Raw genomic sequence first — 26,855 nt, 5'->3', positions numbered from 1 at the left:
ACATGCAATGAAAACGATGAAAAATATTCTGGCTCTTGGAATAGCCTTTTTAGCTGTTAAAAAAATTAATGCTCAGAATGAAATTTTACAAACATCAAAAATAAATACAGAAATGAAAACTTATTCATCAAACAGTGCATGGAAGGAGCTAAATGCGCTTCTTCCGGCAGATTTTCAGATTAAAGACAACTACTTACCTGTTGAAGAAGTATGGGAATGGAAAGGTAATAAAATTCACCTCGATCGTTATCCCAATCCTAATGCCAAATACAGAATATTTCTACATCATGGTGTTGGTACAAACGGAAGACAACTGAACATGATTTTTGGTCATAAAATGGCTGAACTGGGTTATGACGTTGTGGCTATTGATAATCTTGGTTACGGAATGACTGAAGTAAATCAGAAAAATATAACCTATGATGACTGGATACACTGCTTTGCGGATTTTGTAAATGCAGAAACTAAAAGGGATTATAAAAAACCGGTTCTTTATGGATTGAGTGCTGGCGGAATGATTTGTTACAATTCGGCTTGCTTTATGGATGAAGTCTCCGGAATAATCGGAATGTGCTTTCTGAAAAATGATGATAAAACAATAGGAAAAGAAACTGCAAAATTTGGATGGGCGAATTGGCTTACTTTTCCCATCATGAATGGGCTTAGTAAGATAGGTTTTAAAAGAGCCAAAATTCCTATGAAAGCCGTTTCTAAAATGAATTATCTTACCAATAATAAAAAGGCTTTAAAGATATTTTTGAAAGATGATGCTTCAGCCGGAGCAAGTGTACAGTTGCAGTTTATGTATGAATATGCTCATTATAAACTACCCATTCCTGTCAATCAGTTTGACATATGTCCAATCCTGTTGACTCAGCCTGAAAAAGACAAATGGACACCTCTTCATCTTAGTGAAATTACCATGAAGGATATTAAAGCACCTTATACTGTGAAAATCCTAAAAGACGGTGGGCACTATCCTATGGAAGAAACGGCATTAAAACAATTAATTAACGAAGCCGATGTGTTTATTAAGTCTCTATACTAAAATGTATCGTAAGTAATTTATAGTTTAGTCTAAAATGCTGACTGTCCTTAAACATACCAGTCAGCATTTTTTATTAATTAAAGAGTTAATCCCAGAGGTATCTCATAATAACCACATCCGAAGTTTCTTGAAGATCATTAGGAATTTCTTCAAATCCGGCTCTCTTATAAAGATTAAAAGCTTTGGTATTGTCGGGTTTTACTTCCAACTCTACTTTTATATTATTAAACCTGCACTTTGCTTCCAGAATAGTTGCCTGTATAAGCTCCATACCTATACTCTTACCCTGAAATCCTTTTCTTACATACATTTGTAAAATATTACCTGTATTATTTCCAACATTCACAAAAGCACATATCCCCGATAATTCATTATCTATAAATACACCTGTTACAAATCTATCCGGCTTTTGATTTTCAATATCTTCTTCCAGTCGGAGTTTTTCCATTTTCACGGACTCTTCATAACTTGCACTAAATGCCTCCGGGAATGCTTTTAGACTTTCCAGGCGAATCATTCTGTAAGCCTTGCTTTCATTTGGTAAAATATTTCGATATTCAATCATCAGCTTCTGTTTACATATTTTCTTAACAATACCAAATATACTGATCCTCTGCCGAGAAACTATTCTTTTTTGCTATCTAAAACTAATTGTACAGATATATTATTCAGAAAGCAGAACAAAATCTATAAATTGTTAACAATAGATTTAAATAAAAATATTTAATTTTACACAAGCATTAATAAATGCACTCTATGAAAGAAAACTATTGCTTCCGTAAACTGTCAAACTTTATAATATGCCGGAATTGAAAATGCAGGATGCCCAATTGCTTTTAAAAAAGATCTATGCTAATCCTAAGAATTATGATCTGAAAAGCATTGATGGTGTGGTTTCTGGCGGAGACGATCAGGTAAGTTTCCGACTTTACAAAACAAAGGAAAAGGTTGTTTTTGAAGTTATTGTAGATGAATTAATTTTTAAAAACAGCACCGGAGACTGGACGAATTCTTTGATTATGCTGGAGAATGCTATCAGAAAAATAGAAGGGGAAGCAGAGAATTCCAAAATAGAACAAGCTATAGATAAACTCAGGAAATACCTGGCCGAAGAATAAATCAATTTTATAAAGCAGACTTTTTAGTCTGCTTTATTTATATTCATAATTAAAAAGCACAGGAATAATACTTAATATTCCGGACAATAAAAATATATTGCTGTAACCTAACACTTCATTTTCCTTAAAATCTTATTGATATTATCTCCTTATCTTTACAGCACCGAAAGGAGTTACAAGATCAGCCTACTCGCTTACTGTAACAAATATTATATAATTTAGAAGTTAGATATGAGCAGTTTTAAAGATCAATATTTTAAAATAGAAGATTTTCTCGCATTAGTAAAGAATAAACAAGAGCGTTCTGAGGATTATGACCCTGATTTTGCTTATGCAATCTATTCGGAACAGGATATCTTCGAACCCGGGATAACGGTTTATATTGGAGTACCGGCTGATGTAGATGTAGATGGTGATTATGACGATGTATTTCCGGATGTTGTATACGAAAATGGTTTGTTGTATATGTGTTCTGATGAAGATATTCAGGATGTGGTAGATCTTGCTCTACGCCAGCAGCCAGTAGTAACAGATGAACAACTTATAGAAGCACTGAATCATTATCTGGAAAGCGACGATTTTCTGGATTTTTAACCAAACTAAAAGCTCTTTTAATAATGAAAGAGCTTTTTTTATGTCCGATTATCTCAATAGGGTAATTTGAAAAGATTTATACTTTTTTAACAGAGATATCGTTACAACAATCCTTAATTTAGTTACTCTGGAATTTATTTCTATACCGAATTTTGTCTCAGAAAACTAAAGAATATGAAAAAGCTTTTATTAGTTGTAACCAATGTAGGAATGTATGAAAGTGGCAAGCTCAAAACCGGATTATGGCTTAGCGAGCTTACTCATATTTATCATAGTGCAAAAGAACAGGCTTGGGAAATAACCATTGCAAGTCCGCTAGGCGGCCACACACCAATTGACCCGGAAAGTCTGAAGCCCCTTGTGCTGGATAAAATATCAAAACAATACTATGAAAGCGAAATATTCATGACTGCATTGGAACATACCAAAAGTCTATCCGAGGTATCCGAAGAAGTCTTTGACTGTATCTATCTGACTGGCGGCCATGCAACCATGTATGATTTCCCGGATAACATTACATTACAACGGCTTATCCGTAATCAGTATGAGCAGAATAAAATGGTTGCCGCTATTTGCCATGGTGTTGGAGGACTATTGAATGTAAAACTTTCCAATGGTGAATATCTGATCAAAGGAAAATTTCTTACCGGGTTCGATTGGTTTGAAGAAACTCTTGCCAGAAGAAAGAGAGAAGTTCCTTTTAATCTAGAAGCTGCTCTTAAAGAAAGAGGTGCTGATCTGAAAAAAGCCTGTATCCCAATGACGTCAAATATTGTTGTAACCGGAAACCTGATTACAGGACAGAATCCGTTCAGTTCCAAAGAAATGGCAAAAGTTGTTATAGAGCAATTGGGTAAATAAGAATCTATCATTATCACAAACAATAAAAATTATGAAACACACAATTCCGGGTGAAAAAGACCCACAAGTTCTTTCAGAAATCAGAGAATTCCTTAATGCATTAAATAACAGCGGTGGTAAACCTATGGAAACTATGACACCACAGGAAGCAAGACAGGTTCTTATAGATGCTCAGAAATCTGTAGAAGTAGATACCTCAGGTATTGCCGAAACAGAAAGAGAGATTACTCAGGATGGCATTAGCGTTAACATTCATATCATAAAACCAGAACATTCTAAGGACCAGGTACTACCTGTCTTTATGTTTATTCATGGTGGCGGCTGGGTATTAGGAGACTACCCTACACACAAAAGGCTGGTAAGAGATCTGGTTGTAAATAGTGGTGCAGCTGCTGTTTTTGTAGATTATACCCCATCACCCGACGCTCACTACCCTGTTGCCATTAATCAGATTTATGCTGCAACAAAATGGGTGGCTGAAAACGGATCCGAAATAGGTGTAGATGGTAAAAACATGGCTATTGCAGGAAACAGTGTTGGCGGAAACATGACTGCCGTAACCTGTCTGATGGCAAAAGACAAAGGCGGACCTGAAATAAAATTCCAGTTGTTATTATGGCCTGTAGCTGATTCTGATTTTAGCCGTGAATCTTATGAGAAATATGCAGAAGGAAGATTCCTTACTACTAATATGATGAAATGGATGTGGGATAATTATGCACCCGATACAGAAAAGCGAAACGAATATTATGCTTCGCCATTAAAAGCTTCTCTGGAAAAATTAAAAGACCTGCCTCCGGCATTAGTACAGCTGGCAGAAAATGATATTCTGCACGATGAGGGACTAGCCTATGCCCGTAAATTGGATGAGGCAGGTGTTCCTACAACAATACAGACCTTCAATGGATTTATCCATGATTATGGTTTACTCAACCCTTTGGATCACATTGAAGCTGTAAAATTTTCTTCGGAGCAGGCAGCTCTGGGACTGCGGAAAGCATTGTTCTCTTGATAAAATTAAAACACCTGCATTTTGCAGGTGTTTTTTGTTCCTATAAACCAAAGAACAAAATATTAAAATAATAACTTTGTCATAAAGAATATCAGTTAGATGGCACTAATTACTATGCACAAGTATAATCAGGATGATTTTGATGTATTCCGATCTTTAACGGATGATGACGATGTGATGAAATATGTTTCCGGTGAGGGGTTGTCAGAAGAAAAAGCAAAAGCAAAGTTTGCTTCCATTCTTCATGTAAACAGTACACAGAATTCTCTGGGCTATTTTAAAATTTACAATGATCAAAATATATTTATAGGTGACTGTAAACTGGAAAAATACAGACACGATAACTCTCTTCTGGAAATAGGCTACATCCTAAAGAAAGAATTCTGGGGTAAAGGTTATGGTTCTTTAATATGTAAGGAACTGCTCACACTGGCAGAAAAAAACGAACCTGATATGAATATAATCGGGAATATTGATCCGGAGAATATAGCCTCAAAAAGACTATTGGAAAAATCCGATTTCAGAAGTTATAAAACCGATACCATAGATGGTATGCTTACAGAAAGTCTGATTCTGGTAAGGAAATCAGAAGTATAATTAGAGAATAGACTATATAAAACAGTTCATTTCGCTTTTTTACCATTATTTTACGCATTTTTATCAAAACGAATGCTAAACAGGATCGTACATTTGCAACGATCAATTAATTGCAATAGCATATCGGGCTTTTCTAAAAGCATATATTGCTATAAAATTTTTTTTCATCATTTGTGTTTTTGGGACCGCATCAGAAGACGCGGTTCTTTCTTTTATATATACATCCTTCTCTATTTTTATTTAGAACGTGGTAATATAATTATCCTATATAATAATATTGCAAAAAATCTGTTTAACATATTTAGCATATTTTTAAATTTACCTCATTATAGGTCAATATAAATAATCATAAACAGATTATGGAAGATTTTTTGATAGAACCATTTCTACATTCTGATGATAGTCAGCAGTATATCAATACCAAAGAAATTGATGAGTTATTGCAGATCAGACCTACAGAGCTCTTTCAGTCACATAAAACGATGTTCAATATTATTCATCTTTTTACTGAAGGAAAAGGCAGGCTAACTGTTGACTTTAATACATTTGACATTGAAGAAAGGCATATTCTGTTTGTTTCTCAGAATCAGATCAGTCAGTTTCATAATCCGGTTCATTACAAAAGCAAGATTCTGATCTTCACTGAAGATTTTTTTGGAAAGAATGTATTCCAGACACAATTCTTTGGACAGACACATTTATTCAACGATCCCTTGCTACTTCCCTATTTTGATTTAGGAGACAGATACGAAGAAGTAGTTTCTTTATTTAATTTTATAAGCACGGAACTGAGAAGACCTTATAATGAAGTCCAGACGACAATACTCAACAATTATTTATTCAATATACTTCTAATTGTAGAGAGTCTTTGTGAAAGAAAAGATATTAAGCTAATGGTAAATGATGAAAAGCTTTTGGTATCGAAATTTAAATCTATTGTCAATGCCAATCTGAACTGGCAGTATAATCTGGATTATTATACTGAGAAATTAAATGTTGGCCTCAGAACCCTCCAAAATGCATTTCAGCTGACAGAAAAACAAACACCTAAACAATGGCTTATTGACAGAATGATTCTGGAAATTAAGCGAAACCTGATTTATAAGGAAGTCGGAATAAGCTCTATAGCTTATAATTTAGGATTTAATGAAGTAACCAACTTTACTAAATTTTTTAAATCCAAAACCGGACTTACACCGACACAATTCAGAGAGCTTTCTTACTGGTAAAATGATTAAATTAAAAAGGGATGCTTTAGCATCCCAATAGTTTTTAATAATAATAACAGACCATACAGTCTAAATAGGATCTGCATACTCCGCCGCCCGGACAAATTGCACCTTCAATTGATCCATAACAATCATTTTGACATGGATAAATAGAATCATTAGGCTTTTGTGGACCTCCTCCGTTTCCGGTTGTATTCTTCAATTCTTTTCTGGTTAACTTTTTCATAATATAATATTTATTTTGGTTAGTATGTAAATATAATAAATGTTCACCAAAAAGTGATTTAACATAATGAAAATACTTCCTTTTAACTAACATTTGCTTTGCTCATTGTCTGTTTGTAGCTTTTAGGCGTTGTCCCTGCCTCAGTTCTGAAGAAATAAGAGAAATGGGAAAAATTTCTAAAACCCAATTCGAAAGCAATTTCTTTAATTGACTTGTCGGAACTGTGTAACAATTGTTTTGCTTCCAGCAGAACTCTTTCCTTAATAAATGCGGAAGGTGATTTTTTATATTGCTTTCGGCATAATACTCCAAGATAATTAGACGTAATACATAATTCATCAGCATAAAAGGCAACATTCTTCTGGCTTTTATAATATTTATCTACCAGCATATGAAATCTGAAAGCAAGATTGTTCGTATTAACAAGAGCTGAAGTACCATAAATATGTTCCATCCACAGATTAATCATTAACGTCAGAAGTCTTACTCTGGCATCAATAAGCTCCGGAAATACAGGCTCAGAATTGATTTCCTTACGTATCGCACTAAATTCAGCACTAAGTTTTTGATAAATCTCATTATCCGGAAAAATCATTTCATGTTTGTTCAACGGAGAATAGGTATGTTTCAGTGTTGGCGAAAATGTTTCAAGAATAATATCGCTAACAATCAACCGTCTCCCTAATGTATTGGGTGACAGTTTCCAGTTGTAAACCTTCCCCGGAAGATGAATAAACAGCTGCTTTGATTTCAGGGCGTAGCTATTAATATCCGTAATACATTCACCATCCTCACATTCATCAATAATAATAATTGTAAAAGAATGATTCGGAAAGTTATTGAGTTCGGAAGAGGTAATACTATCCTGATATACTACATTTACATTTCCCGGATTATGCAGGTCTGCAAATTTTGAACTATTTTTTGCTGTATTGTTTTCATATGATGCCTTGTCTCCTTTCATTCTGAATTATTACAAATACTAATTTACAACCAAATATTATACTATAACTACTGGTTGGTTTAATCCGGCAATAATAATCATTCTTACATTTAAAACATTCGATTATAAATATCATGCATTGTGATAATCGTATCATAATTTAAACATGGATATGAAGTTTGATACGCCTCAAGCAAAACAATCAGTATATTTGTTTATATGCTTTTAATCAATGCTGAAAGATAAATTCGGAAGAGACATTAATTATTTGAGACTGGCTGTAGTGGATCGGTGTAACCTTCGCTGCACCTATTGTATGCCGGAAAACGGTCTTTCCTGGATAAAGCAGAAGGAGTTGATGACGGATGAAGAAATGATCCGAATATGTTCTGTTTTTACTGAATTAGGCATCAATAAAATCCGTATAACTGGTGGTGAACCCTTTGTGCGAAAAAACTGTATAAACCTTATTGAACAGTTATCTCAATTACAGGGTTTGGATGATCTAAGCATTACAACAAACGGACTTCTTACCCAGGAGTATATACCCCGGCTGAAATCCTTTGGAGTAAAATCTGTTAATCTGAGTCTGGATACATTAGACCCGGACCGTTTTTTTAGTATAACCCGCCGGAAAAGTTTTGATAAAGTAATGAATACTCTGGACAGCTTGATACAGCATCAGATTAAAGTAAAAATTAATGCTGTGGTTATGGAGGATCATAATATTGATGATATAATACCACTGGTATCGCTTACAAGAGAACTCCCTATTGATGTTCGTTTTATTGAAGAGATGCCTTTTAATGGTACAAATGCAGAAGTTTCACTAAAATGGAATTACACCCGGATATTGGATCATATTAAAACCTATTTTCCCGGAATAGAGAAAATAAAGGATCCAAAAAGTTCTACATCTTATAATTACAAAATTCCGGGTTATGCTGGAGATATAGGTATTATTGCAGCTTATACACGCTCCTTTTGTGGTGATTGCAACAGAATACGAATTACACCCGCAGGTGAGCTCAGAACCTGTTTATATTCAAACAATGGTATAAATCTGAAAGACTTGCTGAGAAAAGGCAAGACAGATCAGGAGCTAAAAGATATTATTATAAACAGCATACAACATAAGCCAAAAGACGGATGGGAAGCTGAAAAGTCAAACATTGCATCATCATTAATTCATCAGTCAATGGCTACAATAGGAGGATAACAATGGATATGATTAGTGTACAACAGGCCGAAGAGATTGTTCTCTCCCAATATCGTGATTTTGGGAAAGAGAATATCCCCTATACGCACTCTTTAGGAAGAATCTTAGTGGAAGACATTCTTGCAGATCGTGATTTACCGCCTTTTCACAGACCAACAGTAGACGGCATCGCTATCGACTTTACTGCATACGAAGAAGGCCTTCGATCGTTTAATATAAAAGCCATTCAGTCAGCTGGTGAAGCTTCTGTTCCGATTGATTCACAAACTGAATGTATCGAAATCATGACAGGTGCGGCTTTAGACAATACGTTAAATGCTGTTATCAGATACGAGGATATCACAATTGAGAATGGAATTGCTCACATCAATATTGAAATAAAAAAGGGACAGAACATACACCTTAAAGGAAAAGATAAAAGCGCAGGCGAGGTTTTGGTTAAGGCTAATCAGTTAATTACCCCTGCCATAATCGGAATTGCCGCATCCGTAGGCAAAACTTCTTTATGGGTTAAAAAGCTTCCTAAAATTGCTGTTATATCTACCGGAGATGAAATGATAAGCCCTGAACTAGCTCCCACAGCTTTTCAGTTAAGACGCTCTAACGGAATTACAATACAATCTGTTTTAGAAAAATATAAAATAACAGTAGATCTTCTTCATCTGAATGACGACTATGAAGAGATAAGAAATGAACTTATCCGTTGTATAGATCAATATGATATACTTCTTATGAGTGGTGGTGTATCAATGGGAAAATTTGATTACCTGCCACAAGTATGTGAGGAATTGGGAATAGAAAAATTATTTCATAAAATAAAGCAGAGACCCGGAAAACCTTTTTGGTTCGGTAAAAGCCAGAATCAAAAGCTTGTGTTTGCATTCCCTGGCAATCCTGTTTCGGTATTTATGTGCCTGCACCGGTATTTTATTCCGTGGCTGGAAAAATCTTTGGGAATCCCCCAAAGCTCTCCCTTGTATGCCATACTCGGTAATGACATCGAATTCCCTTTCTCTCTACAATATTTTGCACAGGTAAAACTTCAGATAAATGAGCAGGGACAACTTATTGCAAATATTGTTGACACTAATGGCTCCGGCGATTTTTCTCATCTTGCAGAAACAAATGCTTTTGTGGAATTGCCTTTAGAACAAAATATATTCAGAAAAGGAGAAGTTTACAAAATATGGAAATATAGTTTCTTAAATTTGTAAGAGGCTCAATACCAGAATTAATCAATTATGAATAATCAGCAATGGCAGACCTGGCATACATAAGTGAAATAAGGAATATTCTTGCACAGGCAAGGATGAAAGCTTATCAGTCTGTAAATTCTGTAATGGTTGAAGCCTATTGGCTTATTGGGAAACGTATTGTAGAAGAAGAACAAAACGGAAAAGAGCGTGCAGAATATGGTGAAGCACTACTTAAGAATCTTTCTGTTGCACTCACCAAAGAATTTGGCAAAGGATTCTCCTCTTCTAATCTGAGAAATTTCCGACAATTCTATCTTACCTATTCTGATCCGGAGATTTGCTACACAGTGTGTAGCAAATTAACATGGAGCCATAACAGGCTCATTATGAGAATTGATAGTAATGCTGCACGCAATTACTATTTGAAAGAAGCTTCAGAACAAAACTGGAGTGTGAGAGTATTGGAACGCCATATTAATACCTTCTATTACGAACGCTTGCTCTCTACACAAAATAAAGAAGAAACCGTTCAGTATAGTACCGGGCAAAATAATGATTTAGCAAGAGATTTTATAAAAGATCCTTATGTATTCGAGTTTCTGAATATTCCGGAGCCAATAAGTGCAAGCGAGAATGATATTGAAGCTGCCCTGATTGGAAACTTACAGCAGTTTTTGCTGGAACTGGGCAAAGGATTTTCTTTTATAGGCCGTCAGTTCAGAATAAGTACTGAAACATCTCATTTTTATATTGATCTTGTATTCTATAATTACATCTTGAAATGCTTTGTATTATTTGATCTTAAAATAGCCAAACTAACACATCAGGATGCCGGCCAAATGGATATGTACATCAGAATGTTTGATGATTTAAAAAAGCAGCCGGAAGATAATCCTACTATTGGAATTATACTTTGTACAGAAAAAGATGAGACAGTTGTTAAATATTCGATTCTCAATGAGCATAAGCAACTTTTTGCCACTAAATACTTACCCTATCTTCCTACTGAAGAAGAACTTACTGCAGAAATAAAAAGAGAAAAATTATTTTTAAAACAAAAGCTGGGTAAAACTAAATAAAGCAATCAGAAATGACAGACTTTTCACACCTTAATCAGAAACTGGAACCCTCAATTGTAAACGTCAGCGAAAAGCCTGTTACAAGAAGAAAAGCTATTGCAAAAGCAACAGTTAATATTCCAGAACATATATTACAGAAGTTAAAAGAAGGAGACTTTAAAACCCCAAAAGGTTCTGTATTTCAAACTGCAATTATAGCAGGTATTATGGCAGCAAAGAAAACAGGAGAATTGATCCCGCTTTGCCATCCCATAGGACTTGAAAATTGTGAGATCAGCGTAGATATTAATGATCAGAATGAAATTGAGATTTATTGTACAGCGGAGGTTGAAGCTAAAACAGGAATAGAAATGGAAGCTCTTACAGGTGCCTCTGTAGCGGCATTAACCATATATGATATGTGCAAGGCTTTAAGTCATGATATTTGCATCAAGGAAATTAAATTAATAGAAAAAACCGGCGGAAAAAATGATTTCAGAAGAACAGAATAGAATCCCTTCTATTAACGGGCTTGTTCTTGCTGGTGGCAAAAGCACAAGAATGGGAACAGCTAAAGACCAGCTGAAATGGCACGGAAAAGAACAGCGCTATTATGCTGCAGACTTACTGGCTCCATTTTGCGATGAGGTTTTTATTTCCTGCAGACAAGATCAGTTAGAAAATTTCGATACCAGCTACAATGCACTCACAGATACCTTTCTGAATATGGGACCATTTGGCGGAATACTTTCTGCTCTGCGTTCTCAAAGAGACAAAGCCTGGCTGGTTGTAGCCTGCGACCTCCCCTTACTGGATAAGAAATCATTACAGTTTCTTACAGAATCACGAGATCCTGAGAAAACAGCAACAACCTATGAAAGTCCGTTTGATAGGTTGCCTGAACCTTTAATCACCATTTGGGAGCCTAAAAGTTACCCCATTTTATTAAACTTCTTAGGAATTGGGAACACCTGCCCAAGAAAAGTGTTAATTAATAGTGACACTCTTATTCTGAACCCTCAGAATCCGGATGCCCTGATGAATGTGAACACACCAGAAGAAGCCACGAAAGCACAGCAATTTCTGAATAAAAAAAATTGACATGGAAGATTATTCTGAACGTTATCAATGCCAGATAGCTTTACCCGGATTTGGTATTTCTTCTCAGAAATTATTAAAAGATGCCCGTGTTCTGATTATCGGAATGGGTGGATTAGGTTGTCCATGTGCCCAATATCTTGCATCTTCCGGTATTGGTACTATTGGTATTGCAGATGATGATATTATATCTGTAAGCAATCTGCACCGTCAGATCTTATATACTCCTGAAGATATTGGATTACCTAAGGTCGAAGTCGCCGCCAAAAAACTACAGCAGCAAAATCCATCTGTAAATATTATTCCTCTTAACTTTCGTGTAACCTCTGAAAATGTAATAAACCTCATCTCAGGATATGATCTGATCATCGAAGGTACCGATAATTTCGAAACAAAGTACCTGTTGAATGATGCTTGTGTTCTTACCGGGAAACCTTTGGTCTACGGAGCGATATATCAGTATGAAGGTCAGGTAAGTATTTGGAATATACATAGAGAAGACGGTACCTATAGCCCTAATTACCGTGATGTATTTCCGGATGTGAATGCATCCCAAATACCTAATTGCCGTGAAGGCGGTGTAATTCCTACATTAGCAGGAGTCGTAGGCTGTATGCAGGCTAATGAAGCTATAAAATACTTAACAGGGTCTGAAGATCTTTTAGCGGGAAAACTCTGGATAATGAATGTGAACAATGGCAGAACCCAGATTATTAAATTAAAGAAATCATCAACAGTTCAGATTACAAACCTGATTCAGACAATACCTCTAATTACTTTTGAAGAATTAACCCGGCATTGGGAAGATTTTGAAATAATAGATGTACGCAGTACAAGTGAACATCAAAATTTTAATATAGGTGGAAAAAATATTCCTTTGGAAGGACTGCAGGATCAGCTTAGTTTTATTTCTTCAACCCTGCAGTCTATTGTTGTATATTGTCAATCAGGAAAACGCAGTATGGATGCCGCTAAAAAGATAAAAGATGTATTTCCTGAAAAAGAAATATTTTCTCTAAAGGATGGCATCAATAATGTAAAGCGTAAATAGTCTGACAATAGTATTTTTAATTATTTTCAGGGGTAAATTTATCAATCGATTCCTTACTGACTGGAGTAAAGAAATTAACCAAATTCCCATCAGGATCTCTAAATAGCAACGATTTATTTCCCCAAGGCATGGTTATAGGTTCCTGTACTATATACGGAGACAAATAATCTTTTAAATGTTCATACACGAATTCCACATCATCGATAAAAAACTCTATTATTGCTGTTTGATTTTTAGCAGCCCGAGCCACTTCTTCCCCACCAAAGAATTGTAATGTTCTTGTACTCCCAATAGCCAGTGTTGCTGTTGAAGTTTTTATCTCAGCAAAATCAGGAGTGTATTGTATTGCCTGAATGCCTGTAACCTGTTCATAAAAGTTTATTAAACTGTCGATATTTTCCGTAATAATACGTACTGATACTAAATTCATGTTCTAAAGATTTTAAATTATAACACAAAGGTATATAGCTCTTATGACAGCAGTCTGTCAGCAGGTTTTACCTTAGATTATTTAGTATTCAGAATAGCTACTAAATACATAAAGTTGTATTAGCATACTACTATTCTTAGAGCACGGAGATTTCATCTAGTAGTAAGAGCCTGTTTAAATTTTATTGTTAATGCTCTTCGACAGGCTCAGAGTGACATTGCTTGTCCAAAATAGCTTCCTTTTAGGAGTGTCAGGCTGAGCCTGTCGAAGTCTAATATTTTTTTAATCAAAATTTAAACAGGTTCTAAGATTATTTAAAACATTTAGAAGATTTAGCCATCGGATCGAATACACTTAATAAGCTTAATCTCTTAATGGTTTTAATTTGATATTTAGCATAATCATAGCATTGTACTATTTATAATAATGTAACCCCCAGACATTCTGCTATAAACTTAACATTTAGGAATTTATGAGATTTAGCTATCTGATCAAATGTGCTTAATAATCTTAATTTCTTAATGGTTTTAATTTAATGTCAGCCCTGTTTTAATAAGCAGCCTATTATAAACTTAAATCGTTCAAAATGCTAGTCAATAATTGTCTGCTTCGTTTTCTGCAAAACATCTACATGCTCTCCTGACATTTCATGAATGGTTTCATCAATCATTATGCACATGCTGTTTAGTGCCAGATCATTGGCATCAGTGCCGAAAGGTTCTTCAATTTCATCGGCAATGGCTTCGAAGGCTACAAAAGTGTAAGCAATAAAAACAACAATAAATGGCATAAACCATCCTAAAGAATCTACTAAAGCAAAAGGTAATAAAAAGCAATAGATATAAACGGTGCGATGTAATAAAACCTGATAACTATACGGAATTGGTGTGGAGACAATCCGCTCGCAGCCCCCTACAACGTCTGCCAGTTTATCAAAATTCTCATCAAAACGGGTTTGTTGGATAGAATCTATTCTGTTTTCTGATCTCGCCTGTTGTACCCATTCCGCCATTAGCCTCATCATAATAACAGGTTTATACTTCGATTCTTCAGCTATACTGAACTGTTCTGCTGTAAGTCTGATCTGCAAATCTTCTTTTGGATCTGTGCCTCTTAACTGATGCTTGAGTGCATAAACAAAGGCGCTGACGAGCTGAACAAATTCCGATACAGAAGCTTTATCTGTATCTCCTAAAGTAAGTGCCTGTCGTACCAGCGAACGTGAGGTATTCAATAAAGCACCCCAGAGTTTTCTACCTTCCCAGAAACGCTCATAGCTAACATTATTACGGAATCCCAGAAAAAGCGCCAGTACAAAACCAAATAATGTTAATGGAGCTGTATTAAGCGGAATCTTGAATGAAAATACAGTTCCGTGAAAATAGGCTACTAATAATGATAAAGCAAATAAAATTAATAGTCGTGGTAATAGTGCCGGCAGCACAGAGCCATGCCAGATAAAGAGCATTCTGAACCAATTTTCTTTCTTACGTATGATCATAATGCTTTTAACTGAATGCTATTTGCTAATTTTTCCGATGACCAAAGCCGCTACCTGATAAGAGCTTCGTGCCGGCTTCTTCTCCCCTTCAGCAATAATCCGAAGCGGACCTTTTGCTTCCGGTAAAGGCTTTCCATCTACTTTATCAGCAATAATTATATTTTTATCAGCTATAGAAGGGTCCAATTCCGCAAGAGAAAATAATACCTGATAGCCATCTGTACATTTTACAAGTAAGTATTTTGAAAGATTCTCACCATGCAATTCCTTGCCGGAAGGTACTCCTGCTTTTAATAGAATGTCCTGCAAAGCAACTCCCGAATAAATATGGGTATTGCCATCTTTGTCTTTTAAAGAAGCATTTTTATGCGGCATGCTTGATAAATCGGATAATGAAAGTTCCAGCGGATGTAAAACATCACCATTCACTTTGAGTTTAAAATCCGATTGGCTGAATGCCCAACTGAAAACAAGCAGAAATATTAAAAGCTGTATTTTTTTCATATATAAATAGATTGTAATAAAGAATTTAAGGCCTTTGAATTGCACCCCGATAAAGCATTTCGTCTACCTTTTTATAAACTTCGGGGTCATGTTTTTTTATTTTAATCTTCACATATTTGGAAGCCGGCATATTGCTTTCTTTCACCACATTATTTACCGACACCAATACATTGGTTTCCGGGAAATAGGTTACGGTATTTTTCTCCGGAATTTTATAAGAAACAATAATGAATAAAGGTGCTACCCTTTCGATATTATCATCATAATTGTATAAGTCGACTTTGTCTCCAGCTTTTAATCCGGCTTTGTCAATATCTTTTTGATTCATAAAAATAACCCGGCGTTCATTTTTAATCCCCCTGTAACGATCATCCAATCCGTAGATGGTTGTATTAAACTGATCATGGGTTCTGGTAGTAGCCATCATGTATTCATCAGCAGCAAGTGTGTTATCAGGAATCTCTGTTAATGTAAATGGAGCACGCCCACCTAGCTCTTTAGAGAAATATTGTTCATCCCGTGCAGCATTTGGCAGGTAAAAACCTCCTTTTTGACGAACGCGGATATTATAATCTTCAAAACCAGGTATGCATTGTTCTATATCATCACGAACAGCATCATAACTATCATGATAACGCTGCCAGTTGACAACTGCCTTTTCACCTAAAGTAGCCATTGCCATACGGCAGACTATCTGAGTTTCATTTACCAGATTATCGGAAACAGCATCCAGCATTCCTTTAGAATCCTGAACAACACCCATAGAATTTTCAGTTGATACAATTTGTATTTCTCCGTTTACAATATCTTTATCACTTCGTCCGTAGGTTGGTAAAATCAGTGCTTCTTTACCATGAACCAAATGCCCTCTGTTTAGTTTCGTAGAAACACATACCAGCAAATTTAGCTTTCTTAGCGCATGAGCTGTATAAGTGGTATCCGGTGTTGCGGAGAGAAAGTTACCGCCCATGCAAAACATCACTTTTATCTTTTCTTCATGGATGGCTTTTATTGCCCGAACAACATCGTAACCATGTTTCCTTGGTACTTTGAAACCAAAGAAATTCTCAAGACGGTCAAGCTGTTCGTCGGTAGGTTTCTCATCAATCATCATCGTTCTGTTCCCCTGAACATTACTGTGTCCACGAACCGGACAAAGTCCGCCTCCCTGTATTCCGATACTTCCTTTAAGCAATATAATATTCAGAATTTCACGTAGCATATCTACACCATTTGGCTGTTGGGTAAGCCCCATTCCCCAGCTGATGATAATCCGCTTTTTAAAAGCAATCATTTCAGCAGCCTGGCATAATGCTTCTTTAGAAACTCCTGAAAGTTCGGCTAACTCTTCAAGTTTATAATGATCAAACTGTTTTAAGAATTCTTCATAACCTATGGTTTTCTCTTCTATAAACTGATTATCGAAAACCCTACCCGGATTATTCTTCTCAAATTCGATTAGTAAAAGTTCAAGCGCTTTCAGAAGAGCCATATCGCCATTTATCTTTACAGGCAGATATAAATCAGCCAGCTGAACACCTCCGGTAATAATTTCTTTAACGCTTTGGGGATTGATAAATCCCATTAACCCTGCTTCCGGTAACGGATTTACCGCTATAATTTTAGCACCGTTCTTTTTCGCTTTTGCCAGAGCACTCATCATCCTTGGTGCATTAGTTCCCGGATTCTGACCTATAATGACAATAACTTCGGAATCATGAAAGTCTTCTAAAGTTACTGTTCCTTTGCCAATTCCTATAGTAGGCCGTAATGCAGATCCTGATGTTTCATGACACATATTGGAACAGTCCGGCATATTATTGGTTCCAAACTCCTTTGCAAACAATTGATATACAAATGAAGCTTCATTACTGGTTCTTCCGGAAGTATAAAAAGCGGCTTCATCCGGAGACTCTAACGCATTGAGGTGTTCCGCAATTTTTTTGAAAGCGTGATCCCAGCTAATTGGCTCGTAATGTGTACCGCCTTCTGGTAAATACACAGGATCGGTAAGCCTTCCCATTTTACCAATCTGATAATCGTCTAATTTAGCAAGATCTGACAGTGAATTTTGCTTGAAAAATTCCGGAGTAACCGTTTTCGTTGTAGCTTCTTCGGCTAAAGCCTTTGCGCCATTTTCACAATATTCACCAAGAGCTGAACGTTCATCATCCGGATCAGGCCATGCACAGCTCGGACAGTCGAATCCGCCCATCTGATTCATTTTGAACAATGCCCTCATTCCGCGGACGGGAGTTTTTTCTTCAAACAAATCACTAAATGCAGCCATTACAGCAGGCACGCCTGCAGCTTTATTTTCTACATGGGTAAGCTTAAGGTCAAGTAAAGTAAAAGGATTCTCGGCACTAGGCTCATTGTGAATCTCTTCTTCAATTTTGTTTTTATCAATTCCTTCCATAGCCTTTTTATTTAAGGACGATTAGCATTTAATATTAGGATTCGGATAATTGTCGCTCTGATCTTCCACGGTATTGTCTATACAAACAAAGTCCTTTTCTATCAGAAGCTTTACAATCCCGGACTCTCCATCAAAACCAACTATGTCTGTCATTACGAGCTCCTCAACCATGGCTTCCGGCATTTTCATGACGATTCTGTTTTCAACAAAATCTGCAGAAAGTTCTGTATCATTCGTTCTTTTTACCATATAAATAAACGGACGATCTGCAAACTGAGTTAAACTGGAAACAATCCCATTTTCTCCTAGCTCGTGAACTTCTGACTGAGTAAGACGAAATCTTACTGAATTATCTTTAATTCTTATTTTCATAATAAGTTGTCGATTTTAAAATTACTGCCTGTATGGTAAATATTGAATCGGTTATCCCTGAGAAAACCTAATAAGGTGATATCGAATTCTTTTGCAAGATCAACAGCAAGACTGGAAGGAGCTCCTATTGCTACAACAACAGGAATCCCTGCCATTGCTGCTTTCTGAATAAGTTCAAAACTTGCCCGCCCGCTTAATACCAATATTTTATCTTTAAGGGGTAACTGTTTTGTAAACAAAGCATGACCAATAAGTTTATCCAAAGCATTATGCCTTCCTACATCCTCCCGTAAAGCCAATAAGTTTCCGTTTGAATCAAACATTCCCGACGCATGTATTCCTCCGGTAGAGCTAAAATTACTCTGAAATGAACGAAGCTTATCTGATAACTGATACAAGATTTCCAGAGACAGATTATAATCTTCTTTATCATTGTTGTTAAAAGGGCTTACTGTTCTTATAGATTCTATAGATCCTTTTCCACATACTCCACAACTAGAGGTTGTATAAAAATTCCGATCTGTCTTCATTAGTTGAGGGATAAAGTCATCGACCAACTCAACTATTATAATATTCTCCTGATTTCTGGAACATTCGGCTTGAGGATGTGTTACTTTTATAATTTGCTGATCGCCGGAAATAATACCTTCTGTGAACAAAAAACCTGCAGCAAGTTCTTCATCATATCCCGGTGTCCGCATAGTAACAGATATATTTTTGCTCTGTTTTTGTTCTTTGGGACCATAAGTCACTCTTATTTCCAAAGGTTCCTCCACAGCAATATCATCTGTATAAGAAAAACCCAGGTTGTCCTTAACTTTGATAATCTCTGCTTTTTTTACGGAATTGCTTTCCAGCATATTAGCTTTCATATCTAAAAGAGACTTATATAGTAAATATACAAATTTTTATTCCTCAAAAATCACGGATGCGCAGAAACCCACTCTTCTCCATCCTCAAAAATTTCTTTCTTCCAGATAGGCACCGTTTGTTTTATAGTATCTATAATATAACGGCAGGCATCAAAAATAGCGTCTCTGTGGCCGTCACTTACAACAATAATTACAGCTTCTTCTCCCGGAAACAGAACTCCTGTCCGGTGATGAACTACAATATTCCGCACTGAAAACTGCAATATTGCTTTATCAGCTATTTTCCGGATTTCTTTAATAGCCATAGAATGGTAACATTCATATTCCAGCCGAACGACAGGTTTGTCTTTGGTTTTATTGCGGACTGTTCCTATAAAGTTTGCAATACCACCACTCCCTAAATCGTGAGCAATAGCAAGGCATTCTGTAATATCCAGTTTCTGTTCTGTTATTTTTATATCAATCATATAGCCTATCCCCCGCTTACAGGTGGTATTATTGCGATTTCGTTTGTACTGATTATAATCTGATCATTTTCTGCATATTCATTGTCTACAGCGATAAAATAAGATCTTAGACGCTTTAGTTCAGTATATTCATTTTCAAGTTTAACTTTTAGACTCTGTACTGTTGTGCCTTCTGCAAGATCAATTTCTTTTTCTGTTCCGCCCAGAATATCTTTTGCAATTCCGAATGCTAATATTTTAAGTTTCATTTTACCAGTATTTTATTAACACATTGATCCCTGCTATCAAAACAAGAATAGCTGTCATTCTCTTTATAATCAAAGGATTCCATTTTAATGACATTCTGGATCCTATTTGTCCGCCTATGAATACAGCCAGACATAAACTCAGAATTCTTATGAAATCTATTTCGGATGGTAATTTTGTTAATTGTCCTACAATTCCGGATATGGAATTCACCAATATAAAAACACTGGATGTTGCTGCTATTTTCCGTGGTGTATCCCACTTCATCAAATTTAATAATGGTGAAAGAAAAATTCCGCCACCAATACCTACCAATCCGGATAAGAAACCAATACCACCACCTAAAAGACTATTTCCGGCAACAGAAGATTTTGATTCTTCCGAAATTGTTTCTTCACTTTTTGTTTCGGTTTTTATCCATAATAATACCGCCGCAATGATTAATGTAATCCCTAAAATCAGAAAAAATGTTTCCTGACTTATTTTTAATACAGCACCTATATAAGCCAGAGGAACGCTGACTAATGTAATGGGTAGTATTTTCCGCCAATTAACCTGATTATTTTTGATATAAATATAAACTCCGCCTGTAACAACAATTATATTACAAATTAAGGCTGTTAAACGCATTTCCTTGTATGGCAGGCTGTACATGGCAAGGACAGCAAGATAACTGGATCCACCACCAAAGCCTACGGATGAATAAACAAAGGCAATAATTAAAAAGAATAACAGAAGCTCCCAATGTTCCATAGTCTTTCCGGAGTATTAATTTTACTCTTACAATAATACTGATTTTTGGTACTAACCTGATTAATTGAATGTAAAAGAATGTGTTATAATTTGTGAAAAGAATATCATGCATTGTTTATCTTACCGAAATCGGTAAATCTATAGATTATATTGTTCTTTAACCGAGGATAAACTCTGAATGGATTCAAATACATAGATAAATTGCACAAAAAAACACTCCCTTATGAAAGTGCTTTATGCTTCTGCGAAATATATTTTAAATTACTTTTTCTTCTGAGATATCTCCGGTTATCAGGTCTATTGTCTTGAATGTATGAAGTAAAATTCTATTTTCAAAATAATTCGTTGCGAATCTTCCGCGATACTGATACCCCTCAATTTGGTTTACAATTTCCCCATTCTTAGATTCAATTACAAAATCAGTTCCCCAGTCATTTGCTTTTACATCCTGTGCTTCCACTGCAATAAAAATATTATTATCAGTTATGTATATGTCTGAGGAATTAATACGTCCTATATCATTAAAATCTTTATTCCACTTAATTTTATAATTTCTGTCAAAACAATACAAAATATTAGCTTCTGAAATAACATAAATAAGAGATGAATCAATAGAATACTTAATTCTGCAAATCTTTTCTCTGATTCCAAATTTTTGAATTCCTGTTTTACCTGTTGTAAAGTCAAATGTATAGCAAGTATCTTTTGCCTTTTCACAAGGCATTATAAAACTATTATGTTCCGAATCCAAATCTCCCTTGTAGAGTCTCAATTCTTTAGGAAGTTCAGCAATTATTTCATTTTTAAATATATCAAGACAGAATGTTTTCATTTTATGTGCAGTAACCAATAGTTTGCTTCCTGCTGCATCAAATGCTGTATCAAGAACAAAATATTTATGAGTGTCAAGTAATACATTTTGATTATTACGGTCTATTACTATCAGATCTGTTTTAGAATACTTTGTTTTTGTTGACGGGTAATTTGTGATTGCAATTTTATTTCCATCAGGTGAAACACTTTCGGGTTTCCACTCCGAATATGCTTTTAAATAGATTCTTTCCTGGGTATTAAAATCAAAAAGAAAGAGACCTTCTTCATTATGTGTATTTTTTTTAAAAAGTCCAATTCCGGCATTTCTATTTAATATCATTTTTTATTTGTATGGAGGAGAGTTATAAGAGTTATTCAAATATAAATATATTTACAGATACTTAAAAGCTCATTTATATAATACTATATCAATAACATATACAATTTATTTAAGAATCTGATTTTGTTATATTGTAAAATTGTACCAGCGACGATAAACATCTTGACAAACAAAAATTCCAGCTAATAAGGCCATCAACAAACAATAGTTTATTATAAATTCTAAGTATATCAAAACCATTAAAATAGACTATTTCAAACCTTTTGACGAAAAGAGCATTAAAATATAGTATAACTTTTTTCCTTCTTTAATTATACTCTTGTAATATATTTAATAGCTTCCTGAATATTTTTATCCAATAATAAGTTTTCGAAATTATCTTCCTTTAAAATTACAATATCCGGGGAGATAGTTTTATAATAATTCCCGTTCCTATCGCAGTCATAAGATGTCGTTAAAGCCATATAGCTGCCAAAAGGCAATGAAGATTTTATATTTCCTGTAGTCGCACCAAAAGTTTCTTGTCCTATAAAGATAGTATTCGCTCTCCCTTTAAATGACAATGCAACAATTTCTCCTGAACTTCCGGTTGCAGCACTTGTTATGACAGCAACTTTTGCCTGATCTAATAGTTGACCATGGGGGGTTATGTAAGATACTTTCTTGGAATTGTCGTAATATACTCCTTTATCTAATTTTACTTTATTGATTTGTTTTTTGTCTATATTTAGAGAGCCATTGATATCATTATTCCCTAAAAAATCATATAAAGCAAGTAGCATTGGCCAAGAGTTTCCGCCTGTATTAAACCTCAAATCGATAATCCAACCTTTTAAATTATTTTTGGATTTTAAATCTGCTATTTCATCATAGAGCGGTTGTGCAATTCCATGGACATTTTTCTCACTAATATCTGAAAAGATAATTTTTGGAATCAGTATATAGCCAAATTCATTATTAATTACTTTTGTTTTAAAACTCGGTTTTGACGCATAGGCTTTTTCCCATTCATCACTTAGTTTTTCATTTATCGATTTTATACTTGAACTATAAACCTTGTCTTTATAATAAATGATACAATGCGTGGCGCCAATTTTGTTAAATAATGGTTCAATCTCACTTAAAGAAGAATTGAAATTATCATATTTAGACAGATTTTGATTTGTTTCAGTAATAACTCCTTTCCAGTTTACATCATTTTTATATAAATAACTTGTCTTTAAATTTTTAAATAATTGATTGTAGAATGTATTGATACTATCTTTAGATGATAATTTATTTTGAGCATAAAATTGAACACATAAGTTTAAAAGGAGAATTAATATAAATGTCTTTTTCATTTTTTAGAATCTGTTATTTAGTGATTATAGTTAATTACCAAAAATAATTAATTTATCTATTCACTAAATATCTTTAATAATTAAAAATAAAAGATTCAAGTTAAAAATTGTTTAATTACAGGATATATGGGACATACTAAATTTAAAAACAATATTATATTATTATTTTAGCACTCACTATCACACTAATATGAAAAAAAAGCTACTTTACATTATACTTTTTCTTTTCGGGGTATTTTGCTATTCCCAAAATTATATAAAACCAGTTATAGGGTATTTCCATGCAACAGATATACTATCCAACAGAGTACAAAAGAAAGTTGATAAACTATCTAAATGCCCAGAGAGTAAAGATAAAAATATAGAAATACTATGCTGCGGAGCAAAAAGAGATGTCTATTTTAAAGAAGGAGGAGCTTATCTGTTTCGATTATTACTGAGCCAATATTTACGGTTTCCTGACAATATCAATTTTGGCGAAAATACTTTTACATTTATAATAAAGAAAAATGGCAGAATCGGATCATTTGAAATGATTAAAGAATCTGATAAAAGAGTTGGCAAAATATTGAAAAATACATTAAGAAAGGATACCTTTCAAAACTGGTCACCCGCCTCCTACTATGGTATGAAAGTAAGCTCCAAAGCCACAATGTCAATTTATATTGATACTAATTACTTGAAATATAATGTTCAATAAACTGAATTAGAGTTACATTAAATATAATTTTTCGTAAACATTAAGTATGAATATCTATTGCTGAATTTATATTTCAGCCTTTAATTATTTGGCTTGGATTTCCCGGATCAATCAACTCCTATCTGCTTTACTACAAAATCCATTTGCCTGTCAAACCCAGTCTTCAAATCATTTGGTTCAATTTGTATTTCTATATCCGGCTTGATTCCTTTTGGGTCGTATTGGAAACTTGGAGTTCTCATTTTATACTGAGAAGTAGGTATCCAAACCAATGTTTTAGAATAAGGCAGCACAAATGCTTGTCCACCAGCATTGCTGTAGTTACTTCCCTGAGAATATTCTCCATAAAGTTTTCCAATCTTATGTTCCCGCATCAAAGCCAGTAAATGCCCCGTGGTTGAAAAGCATCCACCATTAATCAAAACTTTGATTTTTCCTTTATAATAATTGGGTTTGTTTTGCTGGATTTCAAACCACCAATAGTCTTCTGCGTCGGTTTCGGTATAACAATTCAGTTCATTTTTACGTTTGGTTTCGGCTATAATAATTTCCTCAATATTATTAGGATATTGGGCATAATGTTTCCATTGCTTTGTTGTATTATACTTTGCTCCGACATAATCAAAGTAGTAATAAGGTTTATTAGTCAAATAAGAAAATAAGTAGTTTGCAATATCAGCAGAGCCACCTCCATTATCCCGCAAATCAATGATTAGGTTTTCGGTTTTCAGACTATCAAGCCGGTTAAAGAAAACGTCCAATTTCTTTTCCGCAACTTTTCTGTCAGCTTCATTATAGCCATTCTCAAAAGAATGGAATTTCAAAATTGCTAAATTGTCTGTCTTAAATTCAGTAGTTAATGGTTCAATACTTTCTTTAATCTCCTTTGTGTAAGTCTCATATGACACTCCATTTAAGTCAATTTTTTGTTTCTGATTTTTTTGGTCCAGATACTCAATTTCAAATTTATTAACCGGATTATAAATGAAATAATAAAAGGGGAAATTTCTAAACCTGGCATTTAATCCTGTTTCATTTTGGCCTTCAAGATGAACATATTTCTGGATTTCATTCACGATTGAGCTGATTTCTTTTCCATTTATTTTTAAAATTCTCAACCCAGCATAATCCTTGTTTTCCGGTGTTGATTTATCTAAATAATATTGATTTTTAATTTTATAAATGCTGAAAGGGAAAACTGCTCTGTCTTTCAATAAATTGCTGATTTGCGTTCTGTCAGCTGTAGTATGCCCGTCTTTTATTTTCGCCATTAAAGTGGCTGTTAATCTATAATAATCAACAATTGACAAATCTGTTTTGATTGATTTTTTTAAATCTATATATGTTTTGTCAAAATTGGCTTTCGAACAAAACATAAACTGTCCGGGATGAATGGTATTGGTTAAATTATAAAGCTCTGCAAACTCAGCCTTTATGCTATCTTTCTTTAAAGTTTTATCTAATAATAAATCTTTTTTCTGTGCGATGCAGAAATTACAAATCAGAATAGTAATCAGTAACGATCTCATTTGATAAGTTTGTTTTGAATTAAAAATGTCTTGATATCTTTTATCACTTCAGTTGGTCTTTCATCTTTCACACCATGCCAGGTATCCTTATAAATCTTATGAGTAATGTATTGCTGATGGTCATTTGTGAGCGCAGTATTTTCATCCTTAAAATTAAACCAGTCATTTTTACTGACAGGGTCGAAAATGAGCATTGGCTTGTTTAGATTACGGTAAATAATTTTAGGATTAAGCTGATGTGTTGACGCCCCAAAAGCTTTTTTCGCTGTAAATGGTGTATAAATAATGGCAATATTTTCTTCCGCAGAATTCTCTCCAGTCAGTTCCTCTGCGGCGGGATTTATTTCATACTTCCCGGCTTCATTTTTCTTAATCCTTGCATATGATGTAAAGATCTCCTTCTTCAGCTTTTCACCCTGCTTTCCTTTTATCCCCCAATTATTGTACATATACCAGTAGGCATCAAATTCGGTATCAAATACCAATGTTTTTTTATTTTTATAATATTGTTTTGTTTCTGCAATATCTTTCTCAATATCTAAAGCTTTCACACCAAAATCCCAGGCTACTGAACCGCCATCTTCCAGAATAAGCGCCTGGACCATATCCGGATAAGCACTATAAAAAGCTGTACTTATACTTCCTCCTCTTGACCAACCACCAATAATTGCTTTTTTTATATTCAACTTATCTAGCAAAAACTTGATATCATCCGCTACATCATATATAGACACATCCTTTTTGGGGATTGAAGTAAATCCGTGTCCATAATAATCAACAGCTATAACATGTAAGTTAAGCTGAACAAGCTGCTCTATGATTTCGTAAAGTTCATAAGCATTGCTATATGTTCCGTGAATCCAAATAAGGGTAGGATTTTTAGTACTTCCCCATTCCAGATAATGCATTTTTGTATTGTTGGTTTGGATATACTTTCCATGCCGCTTTTCATATTGATCAAATTCTGATTTGTATTGTTTATAAACATTAGATTGGATTATAGAATCTTCTTTGATAGAAGTTTGAGCTTGTACGAATCCAATAAACGAACTGATGAGAAAAAAAAGAGTAAGTACTTTTTTCATTTATATTAATATTTAAATGGGTGGACGCAAATATATTTATAATTCTCAATAAAGAGATATATAACAATTAAATATTAAAGAATAAATCGACAAAAAACTAATATTTTAGCTCAATCATAAGATATAACTATGATAATACCGCACGAATTGTTGGGATTTTCTATTACAATAAATTTTTTACACGTCATTACGGTTTCCCGTAAAAGAAAATAAATTATGTTAAATAAATATGTG

Annotated in this window: 30 protein-coding genes; 14 read left to right on the top strand and 16 right to left on the bottom strand. The window is 34.5% G+C overall.

Annotated elements, in window-relative coordinates; translation table 11 throughout:
• Positions 1-7: 7 nt before the first annotated feature.
• Complete coding sequence (locus tag ATE49_RS13200) at positions 8-1,048, top strand: alpha/beta hydrolase (protein WP_081278478.1); 1,041 nt, start codon at positions 8-10, stop codon at positions 1,046-1,048.
• Positions 1,049-1,133: 85 nt separating this feature from the next.
• Here ATE49_RS13200 and ATE49_RS13195 read toward each other — a convergent pair whose 3' ends face one another.
• Positions 1,134-1,613, bottom strand: a complete 480-nt coding sequence (locus tag ATE49_RS13195) for a GNAT family N-acetyltransferase (RefSeq protein ID WP_260256188.1) — start codon at positions 1,611-1,613, stop codon at positions 1,134-1,136.
• Positions 1,614-1,848: 235 nt separating this feature from the next.
• On the opposite strand from ATE49_RS13195, the gene ATE49_RS13190 reads away from it, so the two are divergent.
• The 6 genes from ATE49_RS13190 (at position 1,849) to ATE49_RS13165 (ending at position 6,459) form a co-directional block, all read left to right on the top strand.
• On the top strand, positions 1,849-2,166 hold the full coding sequence (locus ATE49_RS13190) for a hypothetical protein (protein ID WP_059154069.1): 318 nt from the start codon (positions 1,849-1,851) through the stop codon (positions 2,164-2,166).
• Between the two features lie 231 nt (positions 2,167-2,397).
• Positions 2,398-2,760, top strand: coding sequence for a DUF7716 domain-containing protein (locus ATE49_RS13185; RefSeq protein ID WP_065082574.1), 363 nt, complete (start codon positions 2,398-2,400; stop codon positions 2,758-2,760).
• Positions 2,761-2,934: 174 nt separating this feature from the next.
• On the top strand, positions 2,935-3,621 hold the full coding sequence (locus tag ATE49_RS13180) for a type 1 glutamine amidotransferase domain-containing protein (protein ID WP_065082573.1): 687 nt from the start codon (positions 2,935-2,937) through the stop codon (positions 3,619-3,621).
• Between the two features lie 31 nt (positions 3,622-3,652).
• Positions 3,653-4,633, top strand: a complete 981-nt coding sequence (locus ATE49_RS13175) for an alpha/beta hydrolase (RefSeq protein ID WP_065082572.1) — start codon at positions 3,653-3,655, stop codon at positions 4,631-4,633.
• A 99-nt stretch (positions 4,634-4,732) separates the two neighbouring features.
• The gene (locus ATE49_RS13170) at positions 4,733-5,230 is read left to right on the top strand and encodes a GNAT family N-acetyltransferase (protein WP_065082571.1); all 498 of its coding nucleotides are present in this window, start codon (positions 4,733-4,735) and stop codon (positions 5,228-5,230) included.
• A gap of 359 nt (positions 5,231-5,589) precedes the next feature.
• A complete protein-coding gene (locus tag ATE49_RS13165) occupies positions 5,590-6,459 on the top strand; it encodes an AraC family transcriptional regulator (RefSeq protein WP_065082570.1) in 870 nt (289 codons plus the stop codon).
• Between the two features lie 43 nt (positions 6,460-6,502).
• On the opposite strand, the gene ATE49_RS13160 is transcribed toward ATE49_RS13165, so the two are convergent.
• Complete coding sequence (locus ATE49_RS13160; RefSeq protein WP_065082569.1) at positions 6,503-6,685, bottom strand: hypothetical protein; 183 nt, start codon at positions 6,683-6,685, stop codon at positions 6,503-6,505.
• A gap of 82 nt (positions 6,686-6,767) precedes the next feature.
• Positions 6,768-7,649 carry a helix-turn-helix domain-containing protein gene (locus ATE49_RS13155; protein WP_065082568.1) on the bottom strand — a complete coding sequence of 294 codons (882 nt, stop codon included), beginning with the start codon at positions 7,647-7,649 and terminating at the stop codon, positions 6,768-6,770.
• A 211-nt stretch (positions 7,650-7,860) separates the two neighbouring features.
• On the opposite strand from ATE49_RS13155, the gene moaA reads away from it, so the two are divergent.
• From moaA to ATE49_RS13125, 6 genes are read left to right on the top strand one after another with little or no spacing between them, the layout of a single operon-like run.
• Positions 7,861-8,847: a GTP 3',8-cyclase MoaA gene (gene moaA / locus ATE49_RS13150; protein WP_065082567.1), complete on the top strand. Its 987-nt coding sequence runs from the start codon at positions 7,861-7,863 to the stop codon at positions 8,845-8,847.
• A gap of 8 nt (positions 8,848-8,855) precedes the next feature.
• Positions 8,856-10,061: a molybdopterin molybdotransferase MoeA gene (locus ATE49_RS13145; protein WP_065082653.1), complete on the top strand. Its 1,206-nt coding sequence runs from the start codon at positions 8,856-8,858 to the stop codon at positions 10,059-10,061.
• 41 nt (positions 10,062-10,102) lie between these two features.
• The gene (locus ATE49_RS13140) at positions 10,103-11,122 is read left to right on the top strand and encodes a PDDEXK nuclease domain-containing protein (RefSeq protein WP_065082566.1); all 1,020 of its coding nucleotides are present in this window, start codon (positions 10,103-10,105) and stop codon (positions 11,120-11,122) included.
• An 11-nt stretch (positions 11,123-11,133) separates the two neighbouring features.
• Positions 11,134-11,613 (top strand): cyclic pyranopterin monophosphate synthase MoaC, encoded by a 480-nt coding sequence (moaC, locus tag ATE49_RS13135; RefSeq protein ID WP_065082565.1) that lies wholly within the window; start codon positions 11,134-11,136, stop codon positions 11,611-11,613.
• Positions 11,591-12,202, top strand: a complete 612-nt coding sequence (locus tag ATE49_RS13130; protein WP_065082564.1) for an NTP transferase domain-containing protein — start codon at positions 11,591-11,593, stop codon at positions 12,200-12,202. The genes moaC and ATE49_RS13130 overlap by 23 nt, the downstream gene beginning before the upstream one ends.
• A 1-nt stretch (position 12,203) precedes the next feature.
• Positions 12,204-13,250, top strand: coding sequence for a HesA/MoeB/ThiF family protein (locus tag ATE49_RS13125; RefSeq protein WP_065082563.1), 1,047 nt, complete (start codon positions 12,204-12,206; stop codon positions 13,248-13,250).
• 16 nt (positions 13,251-13,266) lie between these two features.
• On the opposite strand, the gene ATE49_RS13120 is transcribed toward ATE49_RS13125, so the two are convergent.
• From ATE49_RS13120 to ATE49_RS13070, 11 genes are all read right to left on the bottom strand, one after another.
• Positions 13,267-13,680, bottom strand: a complete 414-nt coding sequence (locus ATE49_RS13120) for a VOC family protein (RefSeq protein WP_065082562.1) — start codon at positions 13,678-13,680, stop codon at positions 13,267-13,269.
• A gap of 589 nt (positions 13,681-14,269) precedes the next feature.
• On the bottom strand, positions 14,270-15,181 hold the full coding sequence (locus ATE49_RS13115; RefSeq protein WP_065082561.1) for a bestrophin family protein: 912 nt from the start codon (positions 15,179-15,181) through the stop codon (positions 14,270-14,272).
• Between the two features lie 18 nt (positions 15,182-15,199).
• Positions 15,200-15,685, bottom strand: a complete 486-nt coding sequence (locus ATE49_RS13110) for a molybdopterin-dependent oxidoreductase (protein ID WP_065082560.1) — start codon at positions 15,683-15,685, stop codon at positions 15,200-15,202.
• Positions 15,686-15,710: 25 nt separating this feature from the next.
• Complete coding sequence (locus tag ATE49_RS13105; RefSeq protein WP_065082559.1) at positions 15,711-18,104, bottom strand: FdhF/YdeP family oxidoreductase; 2,394 nt, start codon at positions 18,102-18,104, stop codon at positions 15,711-15,713.
• A 21-nt stretch (positions 18,105-18,125) separates the two neighbouring features.
• Positions 18,126-18,476, bottom strand: coding sequence for a DUF7009 family protein (locus ATE49_RS13100; protein WP_034868346.1), 351 nt, complete (start codon positions 18,474-18,476; stop codon positions 18,126-18,128).
• Positions 18,473-19,348: a formate dehydrogenase accessory sulfurtransferase FdhD gene (fdhD, locus tag ATE49_RS13095; RefSeq protein ID WP_034868344.1), complete on the bottom strand. Its 876-nt coding sequence runs from the start codon at positions 19,346-19,348 to the stop codon at positions 18,473-18,475. The genes ATE49_RS13100 and fdhD overlap by 4 nt, the downstream gene beginning before the upstream one ends.
• Before the next feature lie 50 nt (positions 19,349-19,398).
• Positions 19,399-19,815 carry a molybdenum cofactor biosynthesis protein MoaE gene (locus ATE49_RS13090; RefSeq protein WP_065082558.1) on the bottom strand — a complete coding sequence of 139 codons (417 nt, stop codon included), beginning with the start codon at positions 19,813-19,815 and terminating at the stop codon, positions 19,399-19,401.
• Between the two features lie 5 nt (positions 19,816-19,820).
• Entirely contained in the window at positions 19,821-20,063 is a 243-nt protein-coding gene (locus ATE49_RS13085) for a MoaD/ThiS family protein (RefSeq protein ID WP_065082557.1), read from the bottom strand.
• A gap of 1 nt (position 20,064) precedes the next feature.
• Positions 20,065-20,814: a sulfite exporter TauE/SafE family protein gene (locus tag ATE49_RS13080; protein ID WP_065082556.1), complete on the bottom strand. Its 750-nt coding sequence runs from the start codon at positions 20,812-20,814 to the stop codon at positions 20,065-20,067.
• Between the two features lie 256 nt (positions 20,815-21,070).
• Entirely contained in the window at positions 21,071-21,967 is an 897-nt protein-coding gene (locus ATE49_RS13075) for a hypothetical protein (RefSeq protein ID WP_065082555.1), read from the bottom strand.
• 311 nt (positions 21,968-22,278) lie between these two features.
• Complete coding sequence (locus ATE49_RS13070; protein ID WP_065082554.1) at positions 22,279-23,307, bottom strand: S41 family peptidase; 1,029 nt, start codon at positions 23,305-23,307, stop codon at positions 22,279-22,281.
• 190 nt (positions 23,308-23,497) lie between these two features.
• Here ATE49_RS13070 and ATE49_RS13065 point away from each other — a divergent pair, with 190 nt between their 5' ends.
• On the top strand, positions 23,498-24,007 hold the full coding sequence (locus tag ATE49_RS13065; RefSeq protein ID WP_059333764.1) for a hypothetical protein: 510 nt from the start codon (positions 23,498-23,500) through the stop codon (positions 24,005-24,007).
• A 107-nt stretch (positions 24,008-24,114) separates the two neighbouring features.
• Here ATE49_RS13065 and ATE49_RS13060 read toward each other — a convergent pair whose 3' ends face one another.
• Both ATE49_RS13060 and ATE49_RS13055 read right to left on the bottom strand, forming a co-directional pair.
• Entirely contained in the window at positions 24,115-25,536 is a 1,422-nt protein-coding gene (locus ATE49_RS13060; RefSeq protein ID WP_065082553.1) for a S41 family peptidase, read from the bottom strand.
• On the bottom strand, positions 25,533-26,621 hold the full coding sequence (locus ATE49_RS13055; protein WP_065082552.1) for an alpha/beta fold hydrolase: 1,089 nt from the start codon (positions 26,619-26,621) through the stop codon (positions 25,533-25,535). The genes ATE49_RS13060 and ATE49_RS13055 overlap by 4 nt, the downstream gene beginning before the upstream one ends.
• Between the last annotated feature and the right edge of the window lie 234 nt (positions 26,622-26,855).

It is taken from the genome of Elizabethkingia miricola (genome assembly GCF_001675285.1).
Taxonomy (GTDB): domain Bacteria; phylum Bacteroidota; class Bacteroidia; order Flavobacteriales; family Weeksellaceae; genus Elizabethkingia; species Elizabethkingia miricola.
Note: the sequence above shows the minus strand (reverse complement) of the source record. Positions and strands in the feature narration are given on the sequence as shown.